Here is a 22271-nt window from a genome sequence, read left to right as displayed (position 1 = left end):
CGCCCTCACCGCACCTCGATGAACATCCCCGCATCCCGGTCCGGACGCGGCCTCGGTTCCTCCGCCGGATGTCCGACCGCCACCGCCCCCATCGGATCCCAGTCCCGAGGCAGCCCGAGCACCTCGCGCACCACGTCCCGGCAGAACATCGTCGAGGACACCCACGCCGACCCCAGCCGCTCCCCGGCCAGCGCGACGAGGAAGTTCTGCACCCCGGCCCCGGTCGCGACGACGAACATCTCCCGCTCGGCGCCGTCCCGCCGCGGATCGCCGTAGTCGTGCGACCCGTCCATCACGAGACACGGCACCACCAGGTACGGCGCGTTCCGCAGCACATCCCCGCGCTTCACCCGCTTGGCGATCGACTCCTCGCTCTTGCCGTCCCGCCGCAGATCCCCGATCCAGGCGTCCCGCATCGCGTCCAGCAGCCGGGTCCGCGACTCCGCGGACTCCAGCAGCACGAAACGCCACGGCGTCGTGTGGTGCGGCGCCGGAGCCGTCACGGCCGCGGCGACCGCGCGGCGCACCGCGCCGGGGTCGACCGGCTCGCCCGTGAAGGCCCGCACCGTACGGCGCTGGGTCACCGCCTGCCGGATCGCCTCGGAGGTGCCCAGCCGGAACATGTCGTCGCGCGCGTCGCGCACCATGGCACCCGCCCCCTCTCCGTGCTCCTCGGCCACCACATGGGCCAGCCCTCGCACGACCGCGACGGGCAGCCCGGCGGCCTTGCCCTTCACCAGGTCGCCGGCCGCGGCGAGTTCATCGGCCGTGGCGACGACGGTCGCGCTGAGCGGATTGCCGTACGCGTCCGTGCCGCCCCGCAGATCGTCGAGGACCTGCACGCCCGCCGCGCCGATCGCCACATCCGTGAGTCCCGCGCGCCATGGCCGCCCGAAGGTGTCGGTGACGACGACCCCGACCTGGACGCCGAGCAGGTCGCGCAGCCCCTCGCGGATCGCGCGGGCGGACGCGTCGGGGTCCTCGGGCAGCAAGAGGACGGTGCCGGTCGGGGTGTTGGAGGCGTCGACCCCGGCCGCCGCCATGATCAGGCCCTGCCGGTTCTCGACGATCCGCAGCGCGCCGCGTCGGGCCACCACCCGGACCGTCTCGGCGTCGATCGCCGCCTCCCGGTCGGCCGCCTCGACGACCCGGCCCTCCGCCTTGGAGACGATCTTCGAGGTGACGAGGAGGACGTCACCGTCGGCGAGGCCGGGCTCGGCGGCGGCGATGAGCTTGGCGAGGTCGTCGCCGGGCGCTATCTCGGGGAGGCCGGGCACGGCCCAGGCGCGGAAACCGTCCGTGGTCACGACGCGCGTACCTCCTCCGCCAGCGCGAGGGCCTCGCGGGCCATCTCGGCGGTCGCGTCGAGGTCCGTCATCATCAGCGGTACGGCCCTGCAGCGGATGCCCGCCGTCTCGATCCGCTCCACGGAGCCCGCGTCCACGGTGTCGACGAGCCAGCCGTCCAGCAGCCCCGAGCCGTAGTGCTCGGCCACCGCCGCGGCCGTCGACTCCACGCCCACCGCGGCGAGCACCTTGTCGGCCATCCCGCGCACGGGTGCGTCCCCGACGATGGGGGAGAGACCGACCACCGGCACCCCGGCCTCGGCGATCGCCTCACGGATGCCGGGCACGGCGAGGATCGTGCCGACCGAGACGACCGGGTTGGACGGCGGGAAGACGATGACGTCCGCCTCGGCGATGGCTTCCAGGACGCCCGGCGCGGGCTTGGCCTGCTCCGCACCCACCGGCACGATCGCCTCCGCCGGGACCGAGGCCCGCAGCCGCACCCAGTACTCCTGGAAGTGGATCGCCTTGCGCTCGCCGTCCACCTCGACGGCCACGTGCGTCTCCACACGGTCGTCGGACATCGGGATCAGCCGCACGCCCGGCTGCCAGCGGTCGCAGAGCGCCTCGGTGACCGCGCTGAGCGGAAACCCGGCGCCGATCATCTGCGTCCGCACGATGTGCGTGGCGAAGTCCCGGTCGCCCAGTCCGAACCACTCCGGCCCCACGCCGTACGCCGCGAGCTCCTCCTTGAGATGGAAGGTCTCGTCGGCCCGGCCCCAGCCCTGCTCCTCGTTGATGCCGCCGCCGAGCGTGTACATCACCGTGTCGAGGTCCGGGCAGACCTTCAGCCCGAAGAGGTGGATGTCGTCCCCGGTGTTACCGATGACCGTGATGTCCGCGTCAGGCGCGGCCTGCTTCAGACCGCGCAGGAACCGGGCACCACCGATGCCGCCTGCCAGAACCACAATGCGCATGGGAGCAAGTCTTGCAGGCGGGTACGACAACGCGTCAGGCGGTTACGACGTCCACCTCGTCGTACGCCGCGGGGGCCGCGGCGCACGCGATGGGGGTCCCCCCGGTCGAACGCAGTTGAGACTGGGGGAGCATGGGCATCTCCGTCAGCCCCGGGTAGTAGACGTGCAGGCTGACCGCCGGTTCCAGGGCGTCGTTGACGACCTCGTGCACGTAACCCGGTGCGAACACCCGCTGCGAGCCCGTCCCCAACGCGCGCGTGCCCCGCTCCGTCCGCTCGCTCAGCTCGCCGTCCAGGACGGTCAGCACCCCGGAGGACCGGCCGTGGTCGTGCAGACCGCTGCCCTGACCGGGCACCCAGGACAGCAGCCACACCTCGTAGCCCGGGCCGGTGCGCAGCCGGTGGTACCAGCGCGACGTGGCGTCGTAGCGCACGAGGTGCTCCCACTGGGAGCGGTCGGCGGCGATGGAGCGGGCCAGGCCGACGAACTCGGCGACGGTGGCCGGGTGCTCGCGCGGAGCCTGGAGCAGGTGTGGGACCTCGAGGATGTCGCCGGCGATCTGGAGGTCGTTGTCGCTGTTCATGGGATGCGCTGGTTCCTCAGTGAAAGAAGGTCAGAGGGGAACAGAAGAGCCGAGTCGCGGGGCGACTCGGCCTTCAGCTGGAGCGGGTGTCGCTCAACAGCTGGGACAGCAACAGCTACAGCGCGCGCGGGCAGCACCGTGGGACCCGGCGGTGCGGGTCGAGGTGAGTGCCGAGTTCGCGAGCATGCCCACAAGGACAGCGGCTCACACCCGGCACTGTCAACTCGACACCGGCATGTGGGACATGTTTCACCTCATCCGGTCCATCTGTGAGGTGAAAGGTTTGTTCGCGTGTCTACCGGGACACATGGCGCACAACCGGGCGCACGGAACGGGATCGAAGTTCTGGGCGTCCTTCTCCGTACAGGTCCTGCGCGGGTCGGAAGTTCCCCCGGGCCCTATCTGCTTGTCAAGGTTTATGGCGATTTGAACACTTTCTGCTAGGCCTTGGTTCCGCAGAGTGAATAAGGGGCCCAATAGCAGATCTCGGCTTGACTCGCCCGGAGCAGCACACTTGTAATTTCACTCGTGTCGTTCAGCCGACATCGGTAACGGCTACATCACGGGGACGCGAAAGACAGACGAGGGGCGCACATGACCGAGCTGGTGCAGCAACTGCTGGTCGACGACGCGGACGAGGAACTCGGCTGGCAGGAGCGCGCGCTGTGCGCCCAGACCGACCCCGAGTCCTTCTTCCCCGAGAAGGGTGGCTCCACCCGTGAGGCCAAGAAGGTCTGCCTGTCCTGTGAAGTCCGCTCCGAGTGCCTCGAGTACGCCCTCGCCAACGACGAGCGGTTCGGCATCTGGGGCGGCCTGTCCGAGCGGGAGCGTCGCCGCCTGAAGAAGGCGGCGGTCTGACCGACCGGTGCCACGTCGCGCGCACATACGGGACTTACGGCCCGTCGCAGGTGGGTTGTCCACAGGCGGCGGGCCGTCCTCATGCCCAGCCGATAGTGTGGGCGCTCGTCCGAGACGCCCCGCTGCCCCCTGGGGGCACAGGCGTCCACCGCAGTCCACCGAACCGGGGCCCGTACCTCGATGTCCGTGCACAGCCACACGGCAGCTCACGACGCTGCCACTCCCGAGTTTCCGCGTCATGTGGTGACCGCGGTCCTCGTCTCCCACGACGGCGCCCGCTGGCTGCCCGACGCGCTCGCCGGGCTGCTCGGCCAGGAGCGCCCTGTCCAGTTCGCCATGGCCGCCGACACCGGCAGCGCGGACGACTCCGCGCGGCTGGTGACCGAGGCCCTCGGACCGGACCACGTGCTGCACCTCGCCCGCCGCACCGGCTTCGGCCAGGCCGTCGAGGAGGCCAACCGCAGCGCGCCCCTCCTCACCCCCGAGGAGCTGCCGTACCTGAAGCGGCCCAGCGGCTGGGACCCCGTCACGCGCACGTGGCGCGACGACGCCTACGACCTGCCCGAGCTCCCGCACGGAGAGCCGGTGCAGTGGCTGTGGCTGCTGCACGACGACTGCGCCCCCGAACCCGACGCCCTGGCCCAGCTGCTGAGGGTCGTGGAGAACGAGCTGGAGCTCGGCCGGGACGACGTCGCCGTCGTAGGCCCCAAGCTCCGCGGCTGGTACGACAAGCGGCAGCTGCTCGAGGTCGGCGTCACCATCGCCCACTCCGGGCGCCGCTGGACCGGCCTGGACCGCCGCGAACAGGACCAGGGCCAGCACGACCACGTCCGGCCCGTGCTGTCCGTCTCCAGCGCCGGCATGCTCGTGCGCCGCGACGTCTTCGACCAGCTCGGCGGCTTCGACCGACGGCTGCCCCTGATGCGCGACGACGTCGACCTGTGCTGGCGTGCCACGGCGGCCGGCCACCGCGTCCTCGTCGCCCCCGAGGCGGTCGTACGCCACGCGGAGGCGGCCTCCCGCGAGCGCCGCGCCGTCGACTGCGTGGGCCGCACCGCGGCCTCCCCGCACAAGGTCGACAAGGCGGGCGCCGCCTACACCCTGCTCGTCAACAGCCATACGGCCGTGCTGCCCTGGGTCCTGCTGCGACTCGTCGTCGGCACGGTGCTGCGGACGGTCGCCAACCTCGTCGGCAAGGTCCCCGGACAGGCCCTCGACGAGATCCGCGGTCTGCTCGGCACACTGCTGCGGCCCGAGCGGATCATCGCCGGCCGCCGCAGGCGCGGTACGCCGGTGGTCGACAAGGGTGAGATGCGGCCGCTGTTCCCGCCACCCGGCGCGACCGTGCGGGCCACCGTCGAACAGGTCGCCGGCGACCTGTTCGGCAGCTCCGACCCCGAAGCCACCTCGGGCGCGGGACGGCACGGCGGCGCGGTCGAGTCCGGACCCGGCGGCGACGACGCCGACTTCCTGGAGATCGAGCAGTTCGCCCGCGTCAAGCGCATCGCCCGCAAGCCGGGACCGGTGCTCTTCCTGGTGCTGCTGCTCGTCTCGCTGGCCGCCTGCCGTGAACTCCTCGGCGGCGGTGCGCTCACGGGCGGCGCCCTGCTGCCTGCCCCGGCCGACTCCGGCGAGCTGTGGTCGCGCTACCTCGACTCCTGGCACGCGGTCGGCGCCGGAGGAACCACGTCGGCGCCGCCGTACCTGGCGTTCGTCGCGATGCTCGCGTCCCTGCTGTTCGGGTCGACGGGCCTCGCCATCACGGTCCTCCTCGTCTGCTCGGTGCCACTGGCCGGCGTCACCGCCTACTTCGCCTCCCGCCCGCTCGTCGAGTCGCGGCTCCTGCGTGCGTGGGCGGCCGTCGTCTACGCCTTCCTGCCCGCCGCCACCGGCGCGCTGGCCGGCGGCCGTCTCGGCACCGCAGTCCTCGCGATCCTCCTGCCGCTCATCGCCCGCGCGGGCATCGCGGCATCCGGTCTCGCGAACACCTCGGACGCGCGCGGCAGCTGGCGCGCCACCTGGGCGTACGCCCTGCTGCTGACGGTCACCACCGCGTTCACGCCGATCATCTGGCCCCTCGCGCTGCTCCTCGGCCTCGGCGTCCTGGCCGTGCGCCGCGCCGACATCACCGCCTACGGCCTGCGCTTCCTGGCCCAGCTCGGCACGCCCCTGCTGATCCTCGCGCCCTGGTCGCTGACGCTGCTCCCGTTCGGCTTCTTCGACGAGGCCGGTCTCGCGTACGGCTCCTCGGCCGCCTCCGCCCTCGACCTGCTCGGCGCCAGCCCCGGCGGCCCCGGCACGGTCAGCGGGCTGATGCTCATCGGCGTCGTGCTGGCCGCCCTGGCCGCCCTGCTGCGCTCGGAGCGTCAGTTCGGAATCTGGACGGCCTGGGCGGTCGCCCTGGTGGGCCTCGTCTTCGCGGTCCTGTCCAACGGCTCGACCTGGGCGGGCCCGGCCACCCTCGTCTACGGCCTCGCCCTGCTGGCGGCCGCCGTGCTCGGCGCCGACGGCGCACGCGCGCGTGTCGCCGAGCAGAGCTTCGGCTGGCGTCAGCCGGTCGCCGCGCTGATCGCCTTCGCCGCCGCCGCGGGCCCGCTGCTCGTCGCCGCCGGCTGGATGCTCGGCGGCGCCGACGGCCCCCTGGAGCGACGCGACCCGGTCCAGGTGCCCGCGTTCGTCGCCGAGGACAGCAACAACCGCGACCGGGCCCGCACCCTCGTCCTGGACAGCGACTCCACCGCCCACGTCGGCTACATGCTGGTCCGCGGTTCCGGCGCCCGCCTCGGCGACGCCGAGCTCACCGCCGCCGACGGCGAGAACGGCCGCCTCGACAAGGTCGTCGCCAACCTCGTCGCCGGCTCCGGCGCCGACCAGTCCGACCAGCTCGGCAAGTTCGCGGTGCGCTATGTCCTGGTCCACAAGGGCGCCCCGCGCGAGGTCGCCCGCGTCCTGGACGCCACCCCGGGCCTGACCCGGCTCAGCGAGCAGAACGGCAGCGCGCTGTGGCGCGTCGACCAGGACGTCGCCCGCGCCACCATCGTCAGCGGCTCCGGCGCCCCGACGCTCGTCGCCGCCGGCCCCGTCGAGATCCACACCACGATCCCGGCCGGCGACGACGGCCGCACCCTGCGCCTCGCCGACACCGTCGCCGAGGGCTGGACCGCCACCCTGGACGGCAAGCCGCTGACCGCCAAGACGGTCGACGGCTGGGCCCAGGGCTTCGAACTCCCGGCTTCCGGCGGCAGGCTGGACGTCGTCTACGACGACCCGATCACCCACACCGCCTGGCTGTGGGCGCAGGGCTCCCTCGCCGTCGTCCTCGTGGTGCTCGCCCTGCCGGGCCGACGCCGCGACATCGACGACGACCTCCCCGAGGAGGAGCGGGCGATCCCCGCCCAGGCGACGGAGGGCGAGGGCCGCCGCGCCCGCCGACTGCGCGCCCAGGCCGAGGCCGAGGAATCCACCCAGGGCGACGAGTCCGTGTCTCCTCCTTCGGAGGAGACCCCGGTGCCGGTTCCGCAGCAGCAGGCCTACGGAGAGTGGGACCAGGCGAGTTACGCGGGCGCCGAGTACAACGCCTACGGCGGAGACCAGTACCAGGCCGCCCAGCAGTACCCGGCGGGCTACGACCAGCAGAACTACGCGGACCCCTACCAGGGCGGCCAGTACGACCCGTACGCGTACGGCGGACAGGCGCAGCAGCCGTCGTACGACCAGTACGGGCAGCCGTACGACCAGGGTTACGACGCGACGTACGACCCGGCGCAGCCGCAGCAGCACGGCGGCGAGCAGCCCGACGGGAGCCAGCAGTGAACCGCACCACCGTGTCCCTGATCGCCTGCGCGACCGCTCTCGCCGCCGTCACCGGGTTCGCCACGCTCACCACGCCCGACGCGTCCGGCTCGGACACCGCCACGACCGCCACCGAGCTGCCCGTGGAGCGCACGAGCCTGCTCTGCCCGAGCCCGAGCACCTCCGACCTCGCCGAGACGTCGTACACGTCCTTCACGCCCGTCACCAAGGGCGCCGGGAGCGACGGCAAGGCCGACCTCGTCTCCGCCGCGCAGGAGTCGAAGGACGGGAAGAAGTCCGGCGAGAAGAAGGCCGACAAGCCGGTCCTCACCCCGAAGGAGCCCGGCACCCCGGTCACGGGCGACACCTCCGGCGGTGACTCCCCGGCGCTCATCGGTACCGCCGAGGGGCAGTTCGCGCCCGGTTGGACCGTGCAGGAGACCACCGAGGTCGCCGCCGGCACCGGACGCGGCCTGCAGGGCGTCAACTGCACCGCGGCCGACACGGAGTTCTGGTTCCCCGGCGCCAGCACCGACGCGGACCGCACCGACTACGTCCATCTGACCAACCCCGACGACTCGGCGGCCGTCGTCGACGTCGAGCTGTACGGCAAGGACGGTCCGCTGGAGGCTCCGGCCGGTGAGGACATCACCGTCCCGCCGCACTCCAGCGAGCCGATCCTGCTGTCCACGCTCGTCAGCGACAAGCAGACCAACCTGACCGTGCACGTCAACGTCCGCAGCGGGCGGGTCGGGGCCGCCGTACAGGCCCTCGACGACAAGATCGGCGGCGACTGGCTGGCGGCGTCCACGGACCCTGCGGGCAGCCTCGTGCTGCCGGGCATCCCCAAGGACGCCACCGACGTACGCCTGGTCGTCTTCACGCCGGATGACGCCGACGCCGACCTGAAGGTGAAGCTCGCCTCGCCGTCCGGGCTGATCACGCCGGCCGGGAGCGAGACGCTGCACGTCAAGGCGGGCATGACGACCGCGGTCGACCTGGGCGACGTCATGCGCGGGGAGGCCGGTTCGCTGGTGCTGACGCCGACCGACCAGTCCGTGCCGGTCGTCGCGGCGGTCCGGGTCACCCGCGGCAAGGGCGACGAGAAGGAGACCGCTTTCATCCCCGCCACGCGCGCGGTGGGCACGCGCGCGACGGTCGTCGACAACAGCGCCAAGGGCACCACGCTGTCCCTCGTGGCCCCCGGCCGTGGCGCGCAGGTCCAGGTGACGGCGTCGGCGGGCAGCGGCGGTGGCAAGGCGGCCTCGAAGACGTACACGATCAAGGGCGGCACCACCCAGGACATCGAACTGCCGGTCCCGAGCGGTCTGAAGGGCACGTACGCGCTGACGGTCGAGCCGGTGTCGGGCGGCCCGGTCTACGCGGCCCGAACCCTGACGGCCACGCAGGACGGCGTCCCGGGCTTCACGGTGCAGACGCTGCCGGACGACCGGGGCATGGTCGAGGTGCCGCAGGCCGATCAGGACCTGTCGGTGCTGCAGAAGTAGAGCCGGTCAGTCCTCGCCGTAGCGCGGGTCGACGGTCTCGGGCGTGAGCCCCAGCAGCTCGGCGACCTGCTCGACGACGACCTCGTGCACCAGGGCCGCGCGTTCGTCGCGGCCCTTGGTGCGGATCTCCACGGGGCGCCGGTACACCACCACGCGCCCGGGGCGTCCCTCGCGCGCGGGAATCGTGCCGCCGAGGGGGACCGCCTCGTCGTTCCAGGTCTCGCCCTCCAGCCGGGGCACTTCCAGCACGAGGAAATCGATGTCGGCGAGCTGCGGCCACCGTCGTTCCAGGCGCTCCACGGAGTCCTGCACCAGATCCGCGAACGCCTCGGCACGGCTTGCCGCGAGCGGGACCTGGGGCGGCGCGATCGGGCCGCGCATGCCCCTGCCGTGGCGATCACGTCGGCGGGGCCCGGGGGCGGCGGCACGGGGCGGTACGGGGTTGTCCATCACTGGTGAAGCGTAGTCCCCGGCGGGACCGGGTGCCCGGGCCCACGCGGTGCCCGTGCGGTCTTCGGCCGCCTCGTACGGCATGTCGCAGGATGACCATTCCGGCCAAGGTTGGGCTCGATTCCGTATCTCTCCGAGACCGGTGATCTCGAGGCAATTGACCTTGTTTGTACCGACTGGTGATCGGACCGCCCACCGGTCGAGATCTTGGAAAGCGGTGTCTATGCAGGTCAGTGAGGTGTGACCGGAGAGGCCTGTGGGGCGTTTCACGCCACGACACGGTGGAGTGACCTGGTGGAGAGTCGTCGCGGCCCGCTCAGGAGTGCGGTACCGTCCAACGTCGTGAGCCCTGTACGTCGCTGTTCGCGCACCGCTTGCGGCCGCCCCGCCGTCGCGACGCTGACGTACGTCTACGCCGACTCGACCGCGGTCCTCGGCCCGCTCGCCACCTACGCGGAACCCCACTGCTACGACCTGTGCGCCGAGCACTCCGAGCGCCTCACCGCCCCGCGCGGCTGGGAGGTCGTCCGGCTCCTCGACAGTTCGACCCCCGCCCGTCCCAGCGGCGACGACCTGGAAGCGCTTGCCAACGCGGTCCGCGAGGCGGCCCGTCCGCAGGAGCGCGCCGCCCGGGCCGGCGGAGGACGTGCGGCGGACCCGATGGAGGTCGCCCGCCGCGGCCATCTGCGGGTGCTGCGCTCGCCCGACAACTGAGCCGGTTCAGCCGGGCTCACCCAACTGCCCCCGTTCTTGTGTGCGTTCGGTGCACGTTCCACTCAGTGACGCACGACCATTGACGACCGCTTGGCGCGGACACGACCATTCCGGAAGCCGAAACGAGAAATCGCTTTCCGCATGACGGAATCGGATTCGGGAGGCGCCCGTGTACGTCCAGGAACTTGAACCCGTCGCCGACTCACTGGGCCTGTCCGCCCTCGTCGCCACGCTGCCACTGGTGATCGTCCTCGTCCTGCTCGGCGGCGTCCGCCTCAAAGCCCATCTCGCGGGCCTCACCGGTCTTCTGGCGGCCGTTCTGGTCGCCTCGCTCGCGTACGGCATGCCACTGGGGCAGACGCTCTCCAGCGGCGCCCAGGGAGTCGTCTTCGGCCTCTTCCCCATCCTGTGGATCGTCGTCAACGCCCTGTGGGTGTACCGGATGACGGTCCGCACCCGGCACTTCGACATCCTGCGCCGCTCCTTCGGGCGGCTCTCCGACGACCCGCGCATCCAGGCCCTCGTCGTCGCCTTCTGCTTCGGCGCCCTCCTGGAAGCACTCGCGGGCTTCGGGGCGCCTGTCGCGATCTGCTCGGTCATGCTCGTCGCGCTCGGCTTCGACCCGGTGCGCGCGGCGGTCGTCGCGCTGGTCGCCAACACCGCGCCGGTCGCCTTCGGCGCGATGGGCACACCGGTCGTGACGCTCGCCCAGGTGACGGAACTGCCCCTGGACACCGTCGCGTCCGTGGTGGGGCGCCAAACCCCGCTGCTGGCCCTCGTGGTGCCGCTCGTGCTGGTCTACCTCGTCGACGGACGGCGTGGCCTCAGGGAGACCTGGGTGCCCGCCCTGGTCTGCGGCACCGCCTTCGCCGTCGGCCAGTTCGTCGCCTCCAACTACGTCTCCGCCCAACTCGCCGACATCGGCGCCGCCTTGCTGGGCGCGGCCGCCCTCGTCGCCGTACCGCGCGCACGCGTGCCCGCCACCGAGTCCGTACGCGCGTCCGTGCTGACCGGAACCCGCAGCGAGGAACTCGACGAGGCCGACCCGCGCGGTGAAGTCGCGCGCGCCTACGCCCCGTACGGCCTGATCGTCGTGATCTTCTCCATCGCGCAGATCCCCGTCGTCAAGGACTGGCTGGCGAAGGCGACCCAGACCTACGACTGGCCCTTCCTGAACGTCGTGAGCCCCGACGGCGACCCGGTCGGCGGCAACGTGTTCACCTGGCCGATCGTGGCCACCGGCGGCACGCTCGTGCTGCTCGCCGGGCTGTGCACGGCGGTCGTCCTCGGCGTGCACGCGCGCGTGGCGGTCAAGGAATGGCTCGCCACCGTCCACGAGTTGAGGTTCGCGATCCTGACCGTCACCTCGGTGCTGGCACTGGCGTACGTCATGAACCTCTCCGGACAGGCGGCCACCATCGGCCACTTCGTGGCGGCGGCGGGCGCCGGACTCGCCTTCCTCTCCCCGGTGTTGGGCTGGTTCGGCGTGGCCGTCTCCGGCTCCGACACCTCCGCCAACGCACTGTTCGGAGCGCTCCAGGTGACCGCGGCCCGCGAGTCGGGGCTGTCGCCGGAGCTCCTGGCCGCCGCGAACAGCTCGGGCGGCGTCCTCGGCAAGATGATCTCCCCGCAGAACCTCACCATCGCCTGCGCCGCCGTCGGTCTCGCCGGCCGCGAGGGGGACCTGCTGCGCAAGGTGCTGCCCTGGAGCCTGGGGCTGCTGCTGGTGATGTGCCTCATCGTCGTCGGACAGAGCTCGCCGGTCCTGGGGTGGATGCTGCCCTGACCTGAGGTTACGTCCAGGTTCCACTCTGGGGACGCACAGCACCGCTGTCGGTGGGGGCGGGTAGTTTGGGGCGACCGACAGGACTTTGAGAAGGGTTAGGCCGTGGCTGCTGATCTGTCACAGCTCGTGAAGGCGTACGACGTGCGCGGTGTCGTTCCCGACCAGTGGGACGAGACGCTGGCCGAGCTCTTCGGGGTCGCCTTCCTCCGGGTGACCGCAGCGAGCGCGATCGTGGTCGGGCACGACATGCGGCCCTCGTCCCCCGGTCTGTCGCGTGCCTTCGCGCGCGGGGCGGCCGCGCAGGGCGTCGACGTCACCGAGATCGGCCTGTGCTCCACCGACCAGCTGTACTACGCCTCGGGCGCGCTGAACCTGCCGGGCGCGATGTTCACGGCCTCGCACAATCCGGCCCAGTACAACGGCATCAAGATGTGCCGCGCCGGCGCCGCCCCGGTCGGCCAGGACACGGGTCTCGCCGAGATCCGCGAACTGACCGAGGGCTGGATCGACTCGGGCGCCCCGGTCCCGGCGGCGACGCAGGGCACGATCGACCAGCGCGACACGCTGGAGGACTACGCGGCCCACCTGCGGGGCCTGGTCGACCTGACCTCCATCCGCCCCCTGAAGGTCGTCGTGGACGCGGGCAACGGCATGGGCGGTCACACGGTCCCCACGGTCTTCGCGGGCCTGCCCCTGACGCTCGTCCCGATGTACTTCGAACTGGACGGCACGTTCCCCAACCACGAGGCCAACCCCCTCGACCCGGCGAACATCGTGGACCTGCAGAAGCGGGTGCGCGAAGAGTCCGCAGACCTGGGCATCGCCTTCGACGGCGACGCCGACCGCTGCTTCGTCGTCGACGAGAACGGCGACCCGGTCTCCCCGTCCGCGATCACCGCCCTGGTCGCCGCGCGCGAGCTCGCCAGGAACGGTGGCAGCGGCGTGATCATCCACAACCTGATCACCTCCTGGTCGGTGCCCGAGGTCGTCGAGGAGCACGGCGGCACGCCGGTACGCACGCGCGTGGGCCACTCCTTCATCAAGGCCGAGATGGCGAAGTCCGGCGCGATCTTCGGCGGCGAGCACTCCGCCCACTACTACTTCAAGGACTTCTGGAACGCCGACACCGGCATGCTCGCCGCCCTCCACGTCCTCGCCGCCCTCGGCGGCCAGGAGGGCCCCTTGTCCGCCCTCGTGGCCGAGTACGACCGCTACACCGGCTCCGGCGAGATCAACTCCACGGTCGCCGACCAGACCGGCCGCCTTGCCGCGATCCGCGCCGCGTACGAGCCCCAGGAAGGCATCTCCCTGGACGAGCTCGACGGTCTCACGATCAGCGCCGCCGACTGGTGGTTCAACGTCCGCCCGTCCAACACGGAGCCCCTGCTGCGCCTCAATGCGGAGGCTCGGGACGCGACGACGATGGCGAAGATCCGGGACGAGGTACTGGCGATCATCCGAGCCTGACGGACGCGTCTTTCAGCCCGTCCGGCGCTTGAGGACGAGGCCCTTCGGGCCGATGGGGGTCCAGGGGGCGGAGCCCCCTGGGTACGGGGTCGAAGGGGCAGCGCCCCTGGGGACGGGAACGGGTAAGGGCAGCGGGGGCGAAAACCCTCCGACGGCCACACCCACCCACCCTGTCCCCAACGCCCACACCCGCCTCCCACCGGCGGTACCCTGACCAGGCACATCCGCACACGCACGCACAGGCATCCGCACAGCCCCCGAAGGGACACCCCATGCCGCTCGAAGCCGGCCTCCTGGAGATCCTCGCCTGCCCGGCCTGTCACGCCCCCCTCGAGGAGCAGGACACCGAGCTGATCTGCACCGGCCAGGACTGCGGCCTGGCATACCCCGTCCGCGACGGCATCCCCGTCCTCCTCGTCGACGAGGCCCGCCGCCCCGCGTAAGCCCCCCGGCGACCCGAGCCGCAAGGACCGCCGACAACGGCGACCCGCGTGACCGACGAACCCGGCGATCGCAGGAGGCTGCCGCCCATGCTCGACGAATCGCTGCTCGACACCCCCGAGGCCCTCTCGGCGGCCGACCGCCGCGGCCTGCTCCGCGGCGCCGCCGAGGCAGGCGCCCGAGTCCGCACCGCGGCGAGGCACGCCGCCGAGGCCGGCGTCAACGAACTGAAGCCCGACGGCCGCCCCCGCGCGGTCCTGATCGCGGGCCCCGGCGCCGCCGCCATCTGCGTCGCCGACCTCCTCGGCACCCTCGCCGGCGCCGGCAGCCCCGTCATCCGTCTGGCCCCCACCGGCGTAGCCCCCGCGGCCGGCGCCCTGCGCTGGGAACTCCCGGGCTGGACGGGCTCGGTCGACGTGCTCCTCATCGCCACCTCCGACGGCACCGAACCAGGCCTGTCCCTCCTCGCCGACCAGGCCTACCGCCGCGGCTGCACGGTCGTCGCAGTGGCCCCCGCGAGCACCCCGCTCACCGAGGCGGTACAAGGCGCCCACGGCCTCTTCGTACCCCTGGCGACGGCCCCCTACGAGGAGGGCGAAGCCCTCGCCGCGTCCGCCCCCGGCATCCTGTGGGCACTGCTCACCCCGCTGCTCGCGATCCTCGACCGCACCGGTCTGGTCACCGCCCCGCCGGACGTCGTGGAGAAGGTCGCCGACCGCCTGGACCACATCGCCGAACGCTGCGGCCCGGCCATCGCGACGTACAGCAATCCCGCCAAAACCCTGGCCGCAGAGCTCGCCGACGCGCTCCCGGTGATCTGGACGGAGGGCGTCTCGGCCGGTCCGGCGGGCCGCCGGTTCGCCGCCGCCCTCGCCGAACTCGCCGGCCGCCCCGCAGTCGTCGCCGAACTGCCCGAGGCGCTCGCCGCGCACAACGCCCTGCTCGCCGGTCCGCTCGCCGCCAGCGCCGACCCGGACGACTTCTTCCGCGACCGCGTGGAGGAAGCACCGGTGATGCACGCGCGCGCGGTGCTGCTGCGCGACCGTCCCCTCGGCGGTTTCTCCGCCGCTCCCGCCGCCCGTGAGCTGGCCCTGAGCCACGACACCCCCATCAGCGAGCTGGAACCGGAGGAGGGCGGCGAACTGGAGACCCTCGCGGAACTGATCGCCATCACGGATTTCGCCGCGGTTTACCTGGCGCTCGCTTCCGGCGCCTGATCATGCTCAGGCCGTTCTGACCGTCGTACAGAAAGAACCCCATGGACCGCCTCGACAACACGATCCGCCCCTACGCCTGGGGTTCCACCACCGACATCCCCGCCCTGCTCGGCGTCGCCCCGAGCGGCGAGCCGCAGGCGGAGATGTGGATGGGCGCCCACCCGGGCGCACCCTCGCGCACCGGACGCGGCACGCTCGTCGAGGTCATCGAGGCCGACCCGGAGCGCGAGCTGGGCGCGGACGCCGTCACCAAGTTCGGTCCCCGCCTGCCCTTCCTCCTCAAGATCCTCGCTGCCGGAGCCCCGCTCTCCCTCCAGGTGCACCCCGATCTGGCGCAGGCCAAGGAGGGTTACGAGGACGAGGAGCGCCGCGGGATCCCCGTGGACGCCGGTCACCGCAACTACAAGGACGCCAACCACAAACCCGAACTCATCTGCGCGCTCACCGAGTTCGACGGCCTGTGCGGCTTCCGCGCCCCTCTCGAGGCCGCAGACCTGCTCGCCGGCCTCGGCGTCGACTCCCTCAAGCCGTACGTCGACCTGCTGCACGCCCACCCCGAGGAAGCGGCGCTGCGCGAGGTCCTGACGGCCGTACTCGGCGCGGACCGTGAGGAGATGGCCCGTACGGTGACGGAGGCCGCGGCCGCCTGCGCCCGCCTCGGCGGCGCGTACGCCCCGTACGCGGACATCGCCCACCACTACCCGGGCGACCCGGGTGTCATCGCCGCGATGCTCCTCAACCACGTCCGACTCCAGCCCGGCGAGGCCCTGTTCCTCGGCGCCGGCATCCCGCACGCCTACCTGAACGGCCTCGGCGTCGAGATCATGGCCAACTCCGACAACGTCCTGCGCTGCGGCCTGACCCCCAAGCACGTCGACGTCCCCGAACTCCTGCGCATCGTCCGCTTCGAGGCCGCCGACGCGGGTGTGCTGCGCCCCGAGGCGTCCCCGGACGGCGAAGAGGTCTACGAGACCCCGATCGACGAGTTCCGGCTGTCTAGGTACGTCCTCCCCGAGGGCGGCGCCGCCCACGACCTCACCCGCGCTACCCCACAGATCCTGCTGTGCACGGCGGGTTCCGTCCGGGCGGGGGAGCACGAGTTGAACCCTGGTCAGTCCGTCTTCGTTCCCGCAGGTGAGAAGGCCGAAGTGACCGGGGCGGGCACCGTCTTCCGAGCCACTGTGATCGTATGACCGGGGCTGTGGACACCTGACACACCGCTCCCGGGAAGGGCTGCAACAATGGCCCACTGGCAAAGGACGGGCAAAGGCCTGGACTGCGTGGACGTACGAAGGGACAACGCGAACACATGAGCGCGTCAGGCGGAACCAAGGCGATCGTGGCGGCACTTGCCGCCAATCTCGCGATCGCGGCATCGAAGTTCGTGGCGTTCCTCTTCAGCGGCTCGTCGTCGATGCTCGCCGAGTCCGTCCACTCCCTAGCCGACTCCGGCAACCAGGGCCTGCTGCTGCTCGGCGGCAAGAAGGCCCAGCGCGTGGCCACCCCGCAACACCCGTTCGGCTACGGCCGCGAGCGCTACATCTACGCCTTCCTCGTCTCCATCGTGCTCTTCTCGGTCGGCGGCATGTTCGCGATCTACGAGGGCTACGAGAAGATCAAGCACCCGCACGAGATCGAGCACTGGTACTGGCCGGTGGGCGTCCTCGTCTTCGCGATCATCGCCGAGACCTTCTCCTTCCGGACGGCCATCAAGGAGTCCAACGTCCTGCGCGGCAGGCAGTCCTGGAAGGAGTTCGTCCGCCACGCCAAGGCGCCCGAGCTGCCGGTCGTCCTTCTGGAGGACCTGGGCGCACTGATCGGTCTGGTCCTCGCCCTCGGGGGCGTCGGCCTGGCCCTCGGCACCGGCGACGGCGTCTGGGACGGCATCGGCACCCTCTGCATCGGCATCCTGCTCATCGCCATCGCGCTCGTCCTGGCCGTGGAGACCAAGTCGCTGCTCCTCGGTGAGTCCGCGGGCATCGAAGCGGTCCAGAAGATCGAGGCCGCGATCGTCGACGGCGACGTCGTCACCCGCGTCATTCACATGCGTACGCTCCACCTCGGCCCGGAGGAGCTCCTGGTCGCCGCCAAGATCGCCGTCCAGCACGACGACTCGGCCACCGAGGTCGCGAACGCCATCAACGCCGCCGAGGCCCGTATCCGCGAGGCCGTCCCGATCGCCCGCGTCATCTACCTCGAGCCGGACATCTTCAGCGAGTCCGACGCGGCCAAGGGCCCCGACCCCGAGGCGACGCCCGGGGGACCGGCGCAGCACGACGCCGGCCACTGAGACCCGCTGAAAGGGCCCACCGGGATTCCGGTGGGCCCCTCGGCTCTCAGACCTGCACCGCCCAGGGCGGCGGTGGCGGCACCGCCGCCCGCGCCTTCCGCCGTACGACCATCGCGGCGATCCCCAGCCCGGCAGCGACCAGCACGAGCACGACGCCGGCCATCATCGCCACCCCGAGGACCGCAGGCACGGTGTAGTCGTCGATCACCCGCCCCCGGATCGCCGACGTCGGCAGCGTCCCGCCGTGATCGTCGAGGAAGGCCCGCGAGTCACGGGCGTTCGCACGGTGATCGCCCAGCAGGAACAGCCGTCCCTCAGGGACCCGCACGTCGTAGGCGGGCATGGGGAGCACACCGACGTCCCCGCCCTTCAGATACGGCTCCTGCAGCGACTCCCCGTTCAAGGTGACCCGCGCGTCCTGCGCCTCCCCGGTGCAGCACGCCACCCGGTCCCCGCCCACCCCGACGACCCGCTCGATCACCAGCGCGTCGGCGCCGTACCGGTCCGGCGCCGAGAACACCACGACGTCCCCGCGCCGCACCTCGCTCCCGTCGATCCGCTCGAAGACGACCCGGTCGCCCAGCCCGAACGTCGGCGCCATGCTCTCGCCCGACACGACGGAACCCCCGAAGGCATACCGTCCGTAGGCGACGCCGCCCAGCCCCGCCAGCAACCCCACCAGCCCCACCACGACGGCCGCGATCCCCAGCCCCCGAGCCCTGCCCATCGCCACTTCCTCCCCACGCGGAACATCCGCGGCGGCAGAGAGTAGCGCCCCGCTGTGAACGGGTTGTGCGGGCCGCACCCGTTGGCCACGGCCCGCACTCACCCGACCCCGCCCTACCGGATCTCGCCCAGCACCTCGAGCACCGCCCGCTCGTCCGGCGCCGCAGTGAGCCGCTCCCGGAACCCGGCGTCCATCAACTTCCGCGACAGCAGCGCCAGAATCCGCAGATGCTCGTCACCCGCCGCTGCCTCCGGTACGGCGATCATGAACACCAACCTGGCCCGCGTACCGTCCAGCGACCCCCACTCGATGCCCTCGGCGGACCGCGCGAACCCGACGACCGGCGCGCTCACCGCATCCGTCTTGGCGTGCGGAATCGCGATCTCCTCACCGAGCCCGGTTGTGCCCTGCTCCTCACGCCGCAGCGCGGTCGCCACCAGCTCGTCCACGTCCGCGACCTTGCCGGTCCGCGCCAGCAGCCCGGCCATCTCCCGGACGGCGGCCTCCTTGTCGACCGCATCGAGCTCGGTCTTCACGGTCTGCTCGGTGAGATACCCGGAGAGGACCTCGGCGGTCGCGACGGGCGCCGCCACGGACTCACGTACGACCTTCTGCGCTACGAGGGTCCCGGCACCCGGCGCCCTGCCCGCACCGGCTCCGACCAGCACCGGCTCGGGCCCGACCGCCGGCACCCCGACGACCGCCTCGCCGCGCCGCTTCCGCTCGCTGATGTCGACAAGGGCGACCGTCGTGAGCGCGGTGACGACCGTTCCGATCACCACGGCCACGAAGAACATCGGCACACCGCTCACCGCACCCAGCACCGCCACGATCGGCCCGCCGTGCGGCACCGCGTCCTCGACCCCGGCGACCCCGGCGATCGCACCGGCCACCGCGCCGCCCAGCATGTTCGCCGGGATGACCTGCGCGGGCCGCGCCGCCGCGAACGGGATCGCACCCTCGGAGATGCCGAAGCAGCCCATGAAGAGGGCGGCGAGCCCGGTCTCCCTCTCCTGCTCGGTGTAGAGCCGCTTGCGTATCAGCGTGGCCAGGCCCTGACCCAAGGGCATGACCGGGATCGCGGCCGCGCACATGCCCATGACCGTCTGATTGCCGGTCGCGATGAGCCCCGCGCCGAACAGGAACGCTGTCTTGTTGACCGGCCCACCCATGTCGAACGCGATCATCAGCCCGAGAATCGCGCCGAGCAGGATCGCGCTCGTGCCCGTCATCCCGCTCAGCCAGCTGGTCAGGTGCTCGAACACCCAGGAGATCGGCTTCCCGATGACGTAGATGAAGAACAGCCCCAGCGCCGTGGTCGCCACGATCGGGATCACGATGATCGGCATGATCGGCTGCACGAACCTGGGGACCTTGACCTTCTTGATCCACAACACCAGATACCCGGCGAGGAACCCGGTCACGATCGCCCCGATGAACCCGGCGCCCGCCTTGGAGTCGTACAGCGAACCGGTGTTGGCGATCCAGCCGCCGATCATGCCGGGTACTAGGGCGGGGCGGTCGCCGATGGCGTACGCGATGTATCCCGACAGGATCGGCACCATCAGCGTGAAGCCGATGACCCCGATGTTGTTCACATCCATCCAGAAGGAGTCCTTCGGGATGACCAGACCACCCGACGGGTCCGTGTGTCCGCCGAGCGAGAGCGAGATCGCGATCAGCAACCCGCCGACCACCACGAACGGGATCATGTAACTGACCCCGTTCATCAGCGCCTTGTACCCGACGCTGCGCTCCTTGCCGCCACCCGCACCGGCCGCGGGCGCGCTCGCCCCGTCCGGCTGGTGCACGGGCGCCGACCGCACCTGCTCGATCAACTGCTCGGGATGGTGGATCCCCTCCGCCACCCCGACGGTCAGGACCCGCTTGCCCACGAAACGGCTCAGGTCCACATCCTTGTCCGCGGCGACGATGATGCCGTCCGCGGTGCTGACATCGTTGTCATCAAGTACGTTTTCGGCCCCGATGGACCCTTGCGTCTCCACCTTCATGTCGATGCCGCGGCTCTCGGCAGCCTGCGCGAGTTTTTCGGCTGCCATGTACGTGTGCGCGATGCCGGTCGGGCAGGCGGTCACCGCGAGCAGCTTCAACCGCTTCTGCTCGCCACTGCCGCCGCCCGTGGGGGGAGGGCCGGCCGGACTGGTCACGTCGATCTCCTAACGCCATTGTTCGCACGGAACGCCGTCCCGGACGCCCGCAAGATCGATCAGCTGTTCCCGATCCCTTGCATCCTGCAGCACGTGCCGCCCCGCTCAAAGGTTCAAAAGTCCCGGATTGTCACGGCCTGTTGGTTCCTGGTCCGGCGATCGTGGGTGTCCTGTTATCGATGGCGTGGCCACCCCGACCCCATCTCGCAGCTGCCTCGTGAACGGCTCGATGTGTTCGGAGGTGGACTGGGGGCGCCCGGGCGTACCGGTGTAGCTTGGGACGGAGCCAGACGTCGCTGCTGATGGCGGTCGGGCGATCCCGATGCGGATCGACCGAGGGAGAGAGGGCCTCCGACGGACTGCGCTGCGCGCACCGGGCATGCCTGTGTCCTCTTTCGGGCACCCCTGTGTCCGCCGCCGCGCAGACCAGCCGTGTCCACCTCGCCCCAATCTTGAGGAGCAGCCCGTAATGACGACTGTCGACAGCCGACAGGACTTCAAGGTCGCCGATCTCTCCCTGGCCGAGTTCGGCCGCAAGGAGATCACCCTCGCCGAGCACGAGATGCCCGGTCTGATGGCGATCCGCAATGAGTTCGCCGCCACCCAGCCGCTGGCCGGCGCCCGCATCATGGGCTCGCTGCACATGACCGTGCAGACCGCCGTCCTGATCGAGACGCTGGTCGCCCTGGGCGCCCAGGTCCGTTGGGTGTCCTGCAACATCTTCTCCACCCAGGACCACGCGGCCGCCGCCGTCGCGGTAGGCCCGAACGGCACGCCCGAGAACCCGCAGGGCATTCCCGTCTTCGCCTGGAAGGGCGAGACCCTGGAGGAGTACTGGTGGTGCACGGAGCAGGCGCTGACCTGGCCGAACACCCCCACCGGCGGCCCGAACATGATCCTCGACGACGGCGGTGACGCCACCCTCCTCGTCCACAAGGGCGTCGAGTACGAGAAGGCCGGCAAGGTCCCCTCGGTCGACACCGCCGAGAACGACGAGCACCGCGTCGTCCTCGAACTCCTGAACCGCACCATCACCGACGGCTCCCAGAAGTGGACCCAGCTCGCCTCGGAGATCCGCGGCGTGACCGAGGAGACCACGACCGGCGTCCACCGTCTGTACGAGATGCAGCGCGACGGCGTCCTCCTCTTCCCGGCGATCAACGTGAACGACGCCGTCACCAAGTCGAAGTTCGACAACAAGTACGGCTGCCGCCACTCCCTCATCGACGGCATCAACCGCGCCACTGACGTCCTCATCGGCGGCAAGACCGCAGTCGTGTTCGGCTACGGCGACGTCGGCAAGGGCTGTGCGGAGTCGCTGCGCGGTCAGGGCGCCCGTGTCATCGTCACCGAGATCGACCCGATCTGCGCCCTCCAGGCGGCGATGGACGGCTACCAGGTCACGACCCTCGACGAGGTCATCGACAAGGCCGACATCTTCATCACCACGACCGGCAACAAGGACATCATCATGGCCAGCGACATGGCCAAGATGAAGCACCAGGCCATCGTCGGGAACATCGGTCACTTCGACAACGAGATCGACATGGCCGGTCTCGCCAAGATCCCCGGCATCGTCAAGGACGAGGTCAAGCCGCAGGTCCACACCTGGAAGTTCCCCGACGGCAAGGTGCTGATCGTCCTGTCCGAGGGGCGCCTGCTGAACCTGGGCAACGCGACCGGCCACCCGTCGTTCGTGATGTCCAACTCGTTCGCGGACCAGACCCTGGCCCAGATCGAGCTGTTCACCAAGGAGTCGGAGTACCCGATCGGCGTGTACACGCTGCCCAAGCACCTGGACGAGAAGGTCGCCCGCCTCCACCTGGACGCGCTCGGCGTGAAGCTGACGACGCTGCGCCCGGAGCAGGCCTCCTACATCGGTGTCGAGGTCGAGGGGCCGTACAAGTCGGACCACTACCGCTACTGAGCACTCTCCTCAGCAACAGGACCTTCGAGGCAGGCCCCCGCACCCCCGTGCCGGGGGCCTGCCCCTTTGGCCGCTCCGGC

General features: G+C 71.3%; 17 protein-coding genes. 11 read left to right on the top strand and 6 right to left on the bottom strand.

Annotation, left to right across the window (positions count from 1 at the left end):
• Nucleotides 1–5: 5 nt before the first annotated feature.
• From OHU89_RS20870 to OHU89_RS20860, 3 genes are read right to left on the bottom strand one after another with little or no spacing between them, the layout of a single operon-like run.
• On the bottom strand, nucleotides 6–1307 hold the full coding sequence (locus OHU89_RS20870; protein WP_405644907.1) for a coenzyme F420-0:L-glutamate ligase: 1302 nt from the start codon (nucleotides 1305–1307) through the stop codon (nucleotides 6–8).
• Nucleotides 1304–2263 (bottom strand): 2-phospho-L-lactate transferase, encoded by a 960-nt coding sequence (gene cofD, locus OHU89_RS20865; RefSeq protein ID WP_405644905.1) that lies wholly within the window; start codon nucleotides 2261–2263, stop codon nucleotides 1304–1306. The genes OHU89_RS20870 and cofD overlap by 4 nt, the downstream gene beginning before the upstream one ends.
• A 34-nt stretch (nucleotides 2264–2297) precedes the next feature.
• Nucleotides 2298–2846: a cysteine dioxygenase gene (locus OHU89_RS20860; RefSeq protein ID WP_405644903.1), complete on the bottom strand. Its 549-nt coding sequence runs from the start codon at nucleotides 2844–2846 to the stop codon at nucleotides 2298–2300.
• Between the two features lie 594 nt (nucleotides 2847–3440).
• On the opposite strand from OHU89_RS20860, the gene OHU89_RS20855 reads away from it, so the two are divergent.
• The 3 genes from OHU89_RS20855 to OHU89_RS20845 all read left to right on the top strand — a co-directional run bounded on the left by OHU89_RS20855 (nucleotide 3441) and on the right by OHU89_RS20845 (nucleotide 9004).
• On the top strand, nucleotides 3441–3704 hold the full coding sequence (locus OHU89_RS20855; protein ID WP_003990679.1) for a WhiB family transcriptional regulator: 264 nt from the start codon (nucleotides 3441–3443) through the stop codon (nucleotides 3702–3704).
• A gap of 180 nt (nucleotides 3705–3884) precedes the next feature.
• A complete protein-coding gene (locus OHU89_RS20850) occupies nucleotides 3885–7517 on the top strand; it encodes a glycosyltransferase (protein ID WP_405644901.1) in 3633 nt (1210 codons plus the stop codon).
• Complete coding sequence (locus OHU89_RS20845; protein WP_405644899.1) at nucleotides 7514–9004, top strand: DUF5719 family protein; 1491 nt, start codon at nucleotides 7514–7516, stop codon at nucleotides 9002–9004. Before OHU89_RS20850 ends, OHU89_RS20845 begins: the two co-directional genes overlap by 4 nt.
• 6 nt (nucleotides 9005–9010) lie before the next feature.
• On the opposite strand, the gene OHU89_RS20840 is transcribed toward OHU89_RS20845, so the two are convergent.
• Nucleotides 9011–9454, bottom strand: a complete 444-nt coding sequence (locus OHU89_RS20840; protein WP_266830004.1) for a metallopeptidase family protein — start codon at nucleotides 9452–9454, stop codon at nucleotides 9011–9013.
• A 294-nt stretch (nucleotides 9455–9748) separates the two neighbouring features.
• Between OHU89_RS20840 and OHU89_RS20835 the strand changes: the two genes are divergently transcribed.
• From OHU89_RS20835 to OHU89_RS20805, 7 genes are all read left to right on the top strand, one after another.
• Nucleotides 9749–10168 carry a DUF3499 domain-containing protein gene (locus tag OHU89_RS20835; protein WP_266891553.1) on the top strand — a complete coding sequence of 140 codons (420 nt, stop codon included), beginning with the start codon at nucleotides 9749–9751 and terminating at the stop codon, nucleotides 10166–10168.
• A 169-nt stretch (nucleotides 10169–10337) separates the two neighbouring features.
• On the top strand, nucleotides 10338–11954 hold the full coding sequence (locus OHU89_RS20830; protein WP_405644897.1) for an L-lactate permease: 1617 nt from the start codon (nucleotides 10338–10340) through the stop codon (nucleotides 11952–11954).
• A gap of 102 nt (nucleotides 11955–12056) precedes the next feature.
• Nucleotides 12057–13421 (top strand): phosphomannomutase/phosphoglucomutase, encoded by a 1365-nt coding sequence (locus OHU89_RS20825; protein ID WP_405644895.1) that lies wholly within the window; start codon nucleotides 12057–12059, stop codon nucleotides 13419–13421.
• Nucleotides 13422–13693: 272 nt separating this feature from the next.
• Nucleotides 13694–13864: a Trm112 family protein gene (locus OHU89_RS20820; RefSeq protein ID WP_078936097.1), complete on the top strand. Its 171-nt coding sequence runs from the start codon at nucleotides 13694–13696 to the stop codon at nucleotides 13862–13864.
• An 87-nt stretch (nucleotides 13865–13951) separates the two neighbouring features.
• The gene (locus OHU89_RS20815; protein ID WP_405644892.1) at nucleotides 13952–15079 is read left to right on the top strand and encodes an SIS domain-containing protein; all 1128 of its coding nucleotides are present in this window, start codon (nucleotides 13952–13954) and stop codon (nucleotides 15077–15079) included.
• Nucleotides 15080–15120: 41 nt separating this feature from the next.
• Nucleotides 15121–16272 (top strand): mannose-6-phosphate isomerase, class I, encoded by a 1152-nt coding sequence (gene manA / locus OHU89_RS20810; protein WP_405644890.1) that lies wholly within the window; start codon nucleotides 15121–15123, stop codon nucleotides 16270–16272.
• A 116-nt stretch (nucleotides 16273–16388) separates the two neighbouring features.
• A complete protein-coding gene (locus tag OHU89_RS20805) occupies nucleotides 16389–17369 on the top strand; it encodes a cation diffusion facilitator family transporter (protein WP_405644888.1) in 981 nt (326 codons plus the stop codon).
• Nucleotides 17370–17415: 46 nt separating this feature from the next.
• On the opposite strand, the gene lepB is transcribed toward OHU89_RS20805, so the two are convergent.
• Together lepB and OHU89_RS20795 are read right to left on the bottom strand one after the other, a co-directional pair.
• Nucleotides 17416–18096, bottom strand: a complete 681-nt coding sequence (gene lepB / locus OHU89_RS20800) for a signal peptidase I (protein ID WP_405644886.1) — start codon at nucleotides 18094–18096, stop codon at nucleotides 17416–17418.
• A gap of 113 nt (nucleotides 18097–18209) precedes the next feature.
• Nucleotides 18210–20264, bottom strand: a complete 2055-nt coding sequence (locus OHU89_RS20795) for a fructose-specific PTS transporter subunit EIIC (protein WP_405644884.1) — start codon at nucleotides 20262–20264, stop codon at nucleotides 18210–18212.
• A 469-nt stretch (nucleotides 20265–20733) separates the two neighbouring features.
• Here OHU89_RS20795 and ahcY point away from each other — a divergent pair, with 469 nt between their 5' ends.
• Nucleotides 20734–22191, top strand: coding sequence for an adenosylhomocysteinase (gene ahcY, locus OHU89_RS20790; protein ID WP_405644882.1), 1458 nt, complete (start codon nucleotides 20734–20736; stop codon nucleotides 22189–22191).
• The last annotated feature ends 80 nt before the right edge of the window (nucleotides 22192–22271 follow it).

This window comes from Streptomyces sp. NBC_00019 (genome assembly GCF_045041015.1).
Classification (GTDB): domain Bacteria; phylum Actinomycetota; class Actinomycetes; order Streptomycetales; family Streptomycetaceae; genus Streptomyces.
Note: the sequence above shows the minus strand (reverse complement) of the source record. Positions and strands in the feature narration are given on the sequence as shown.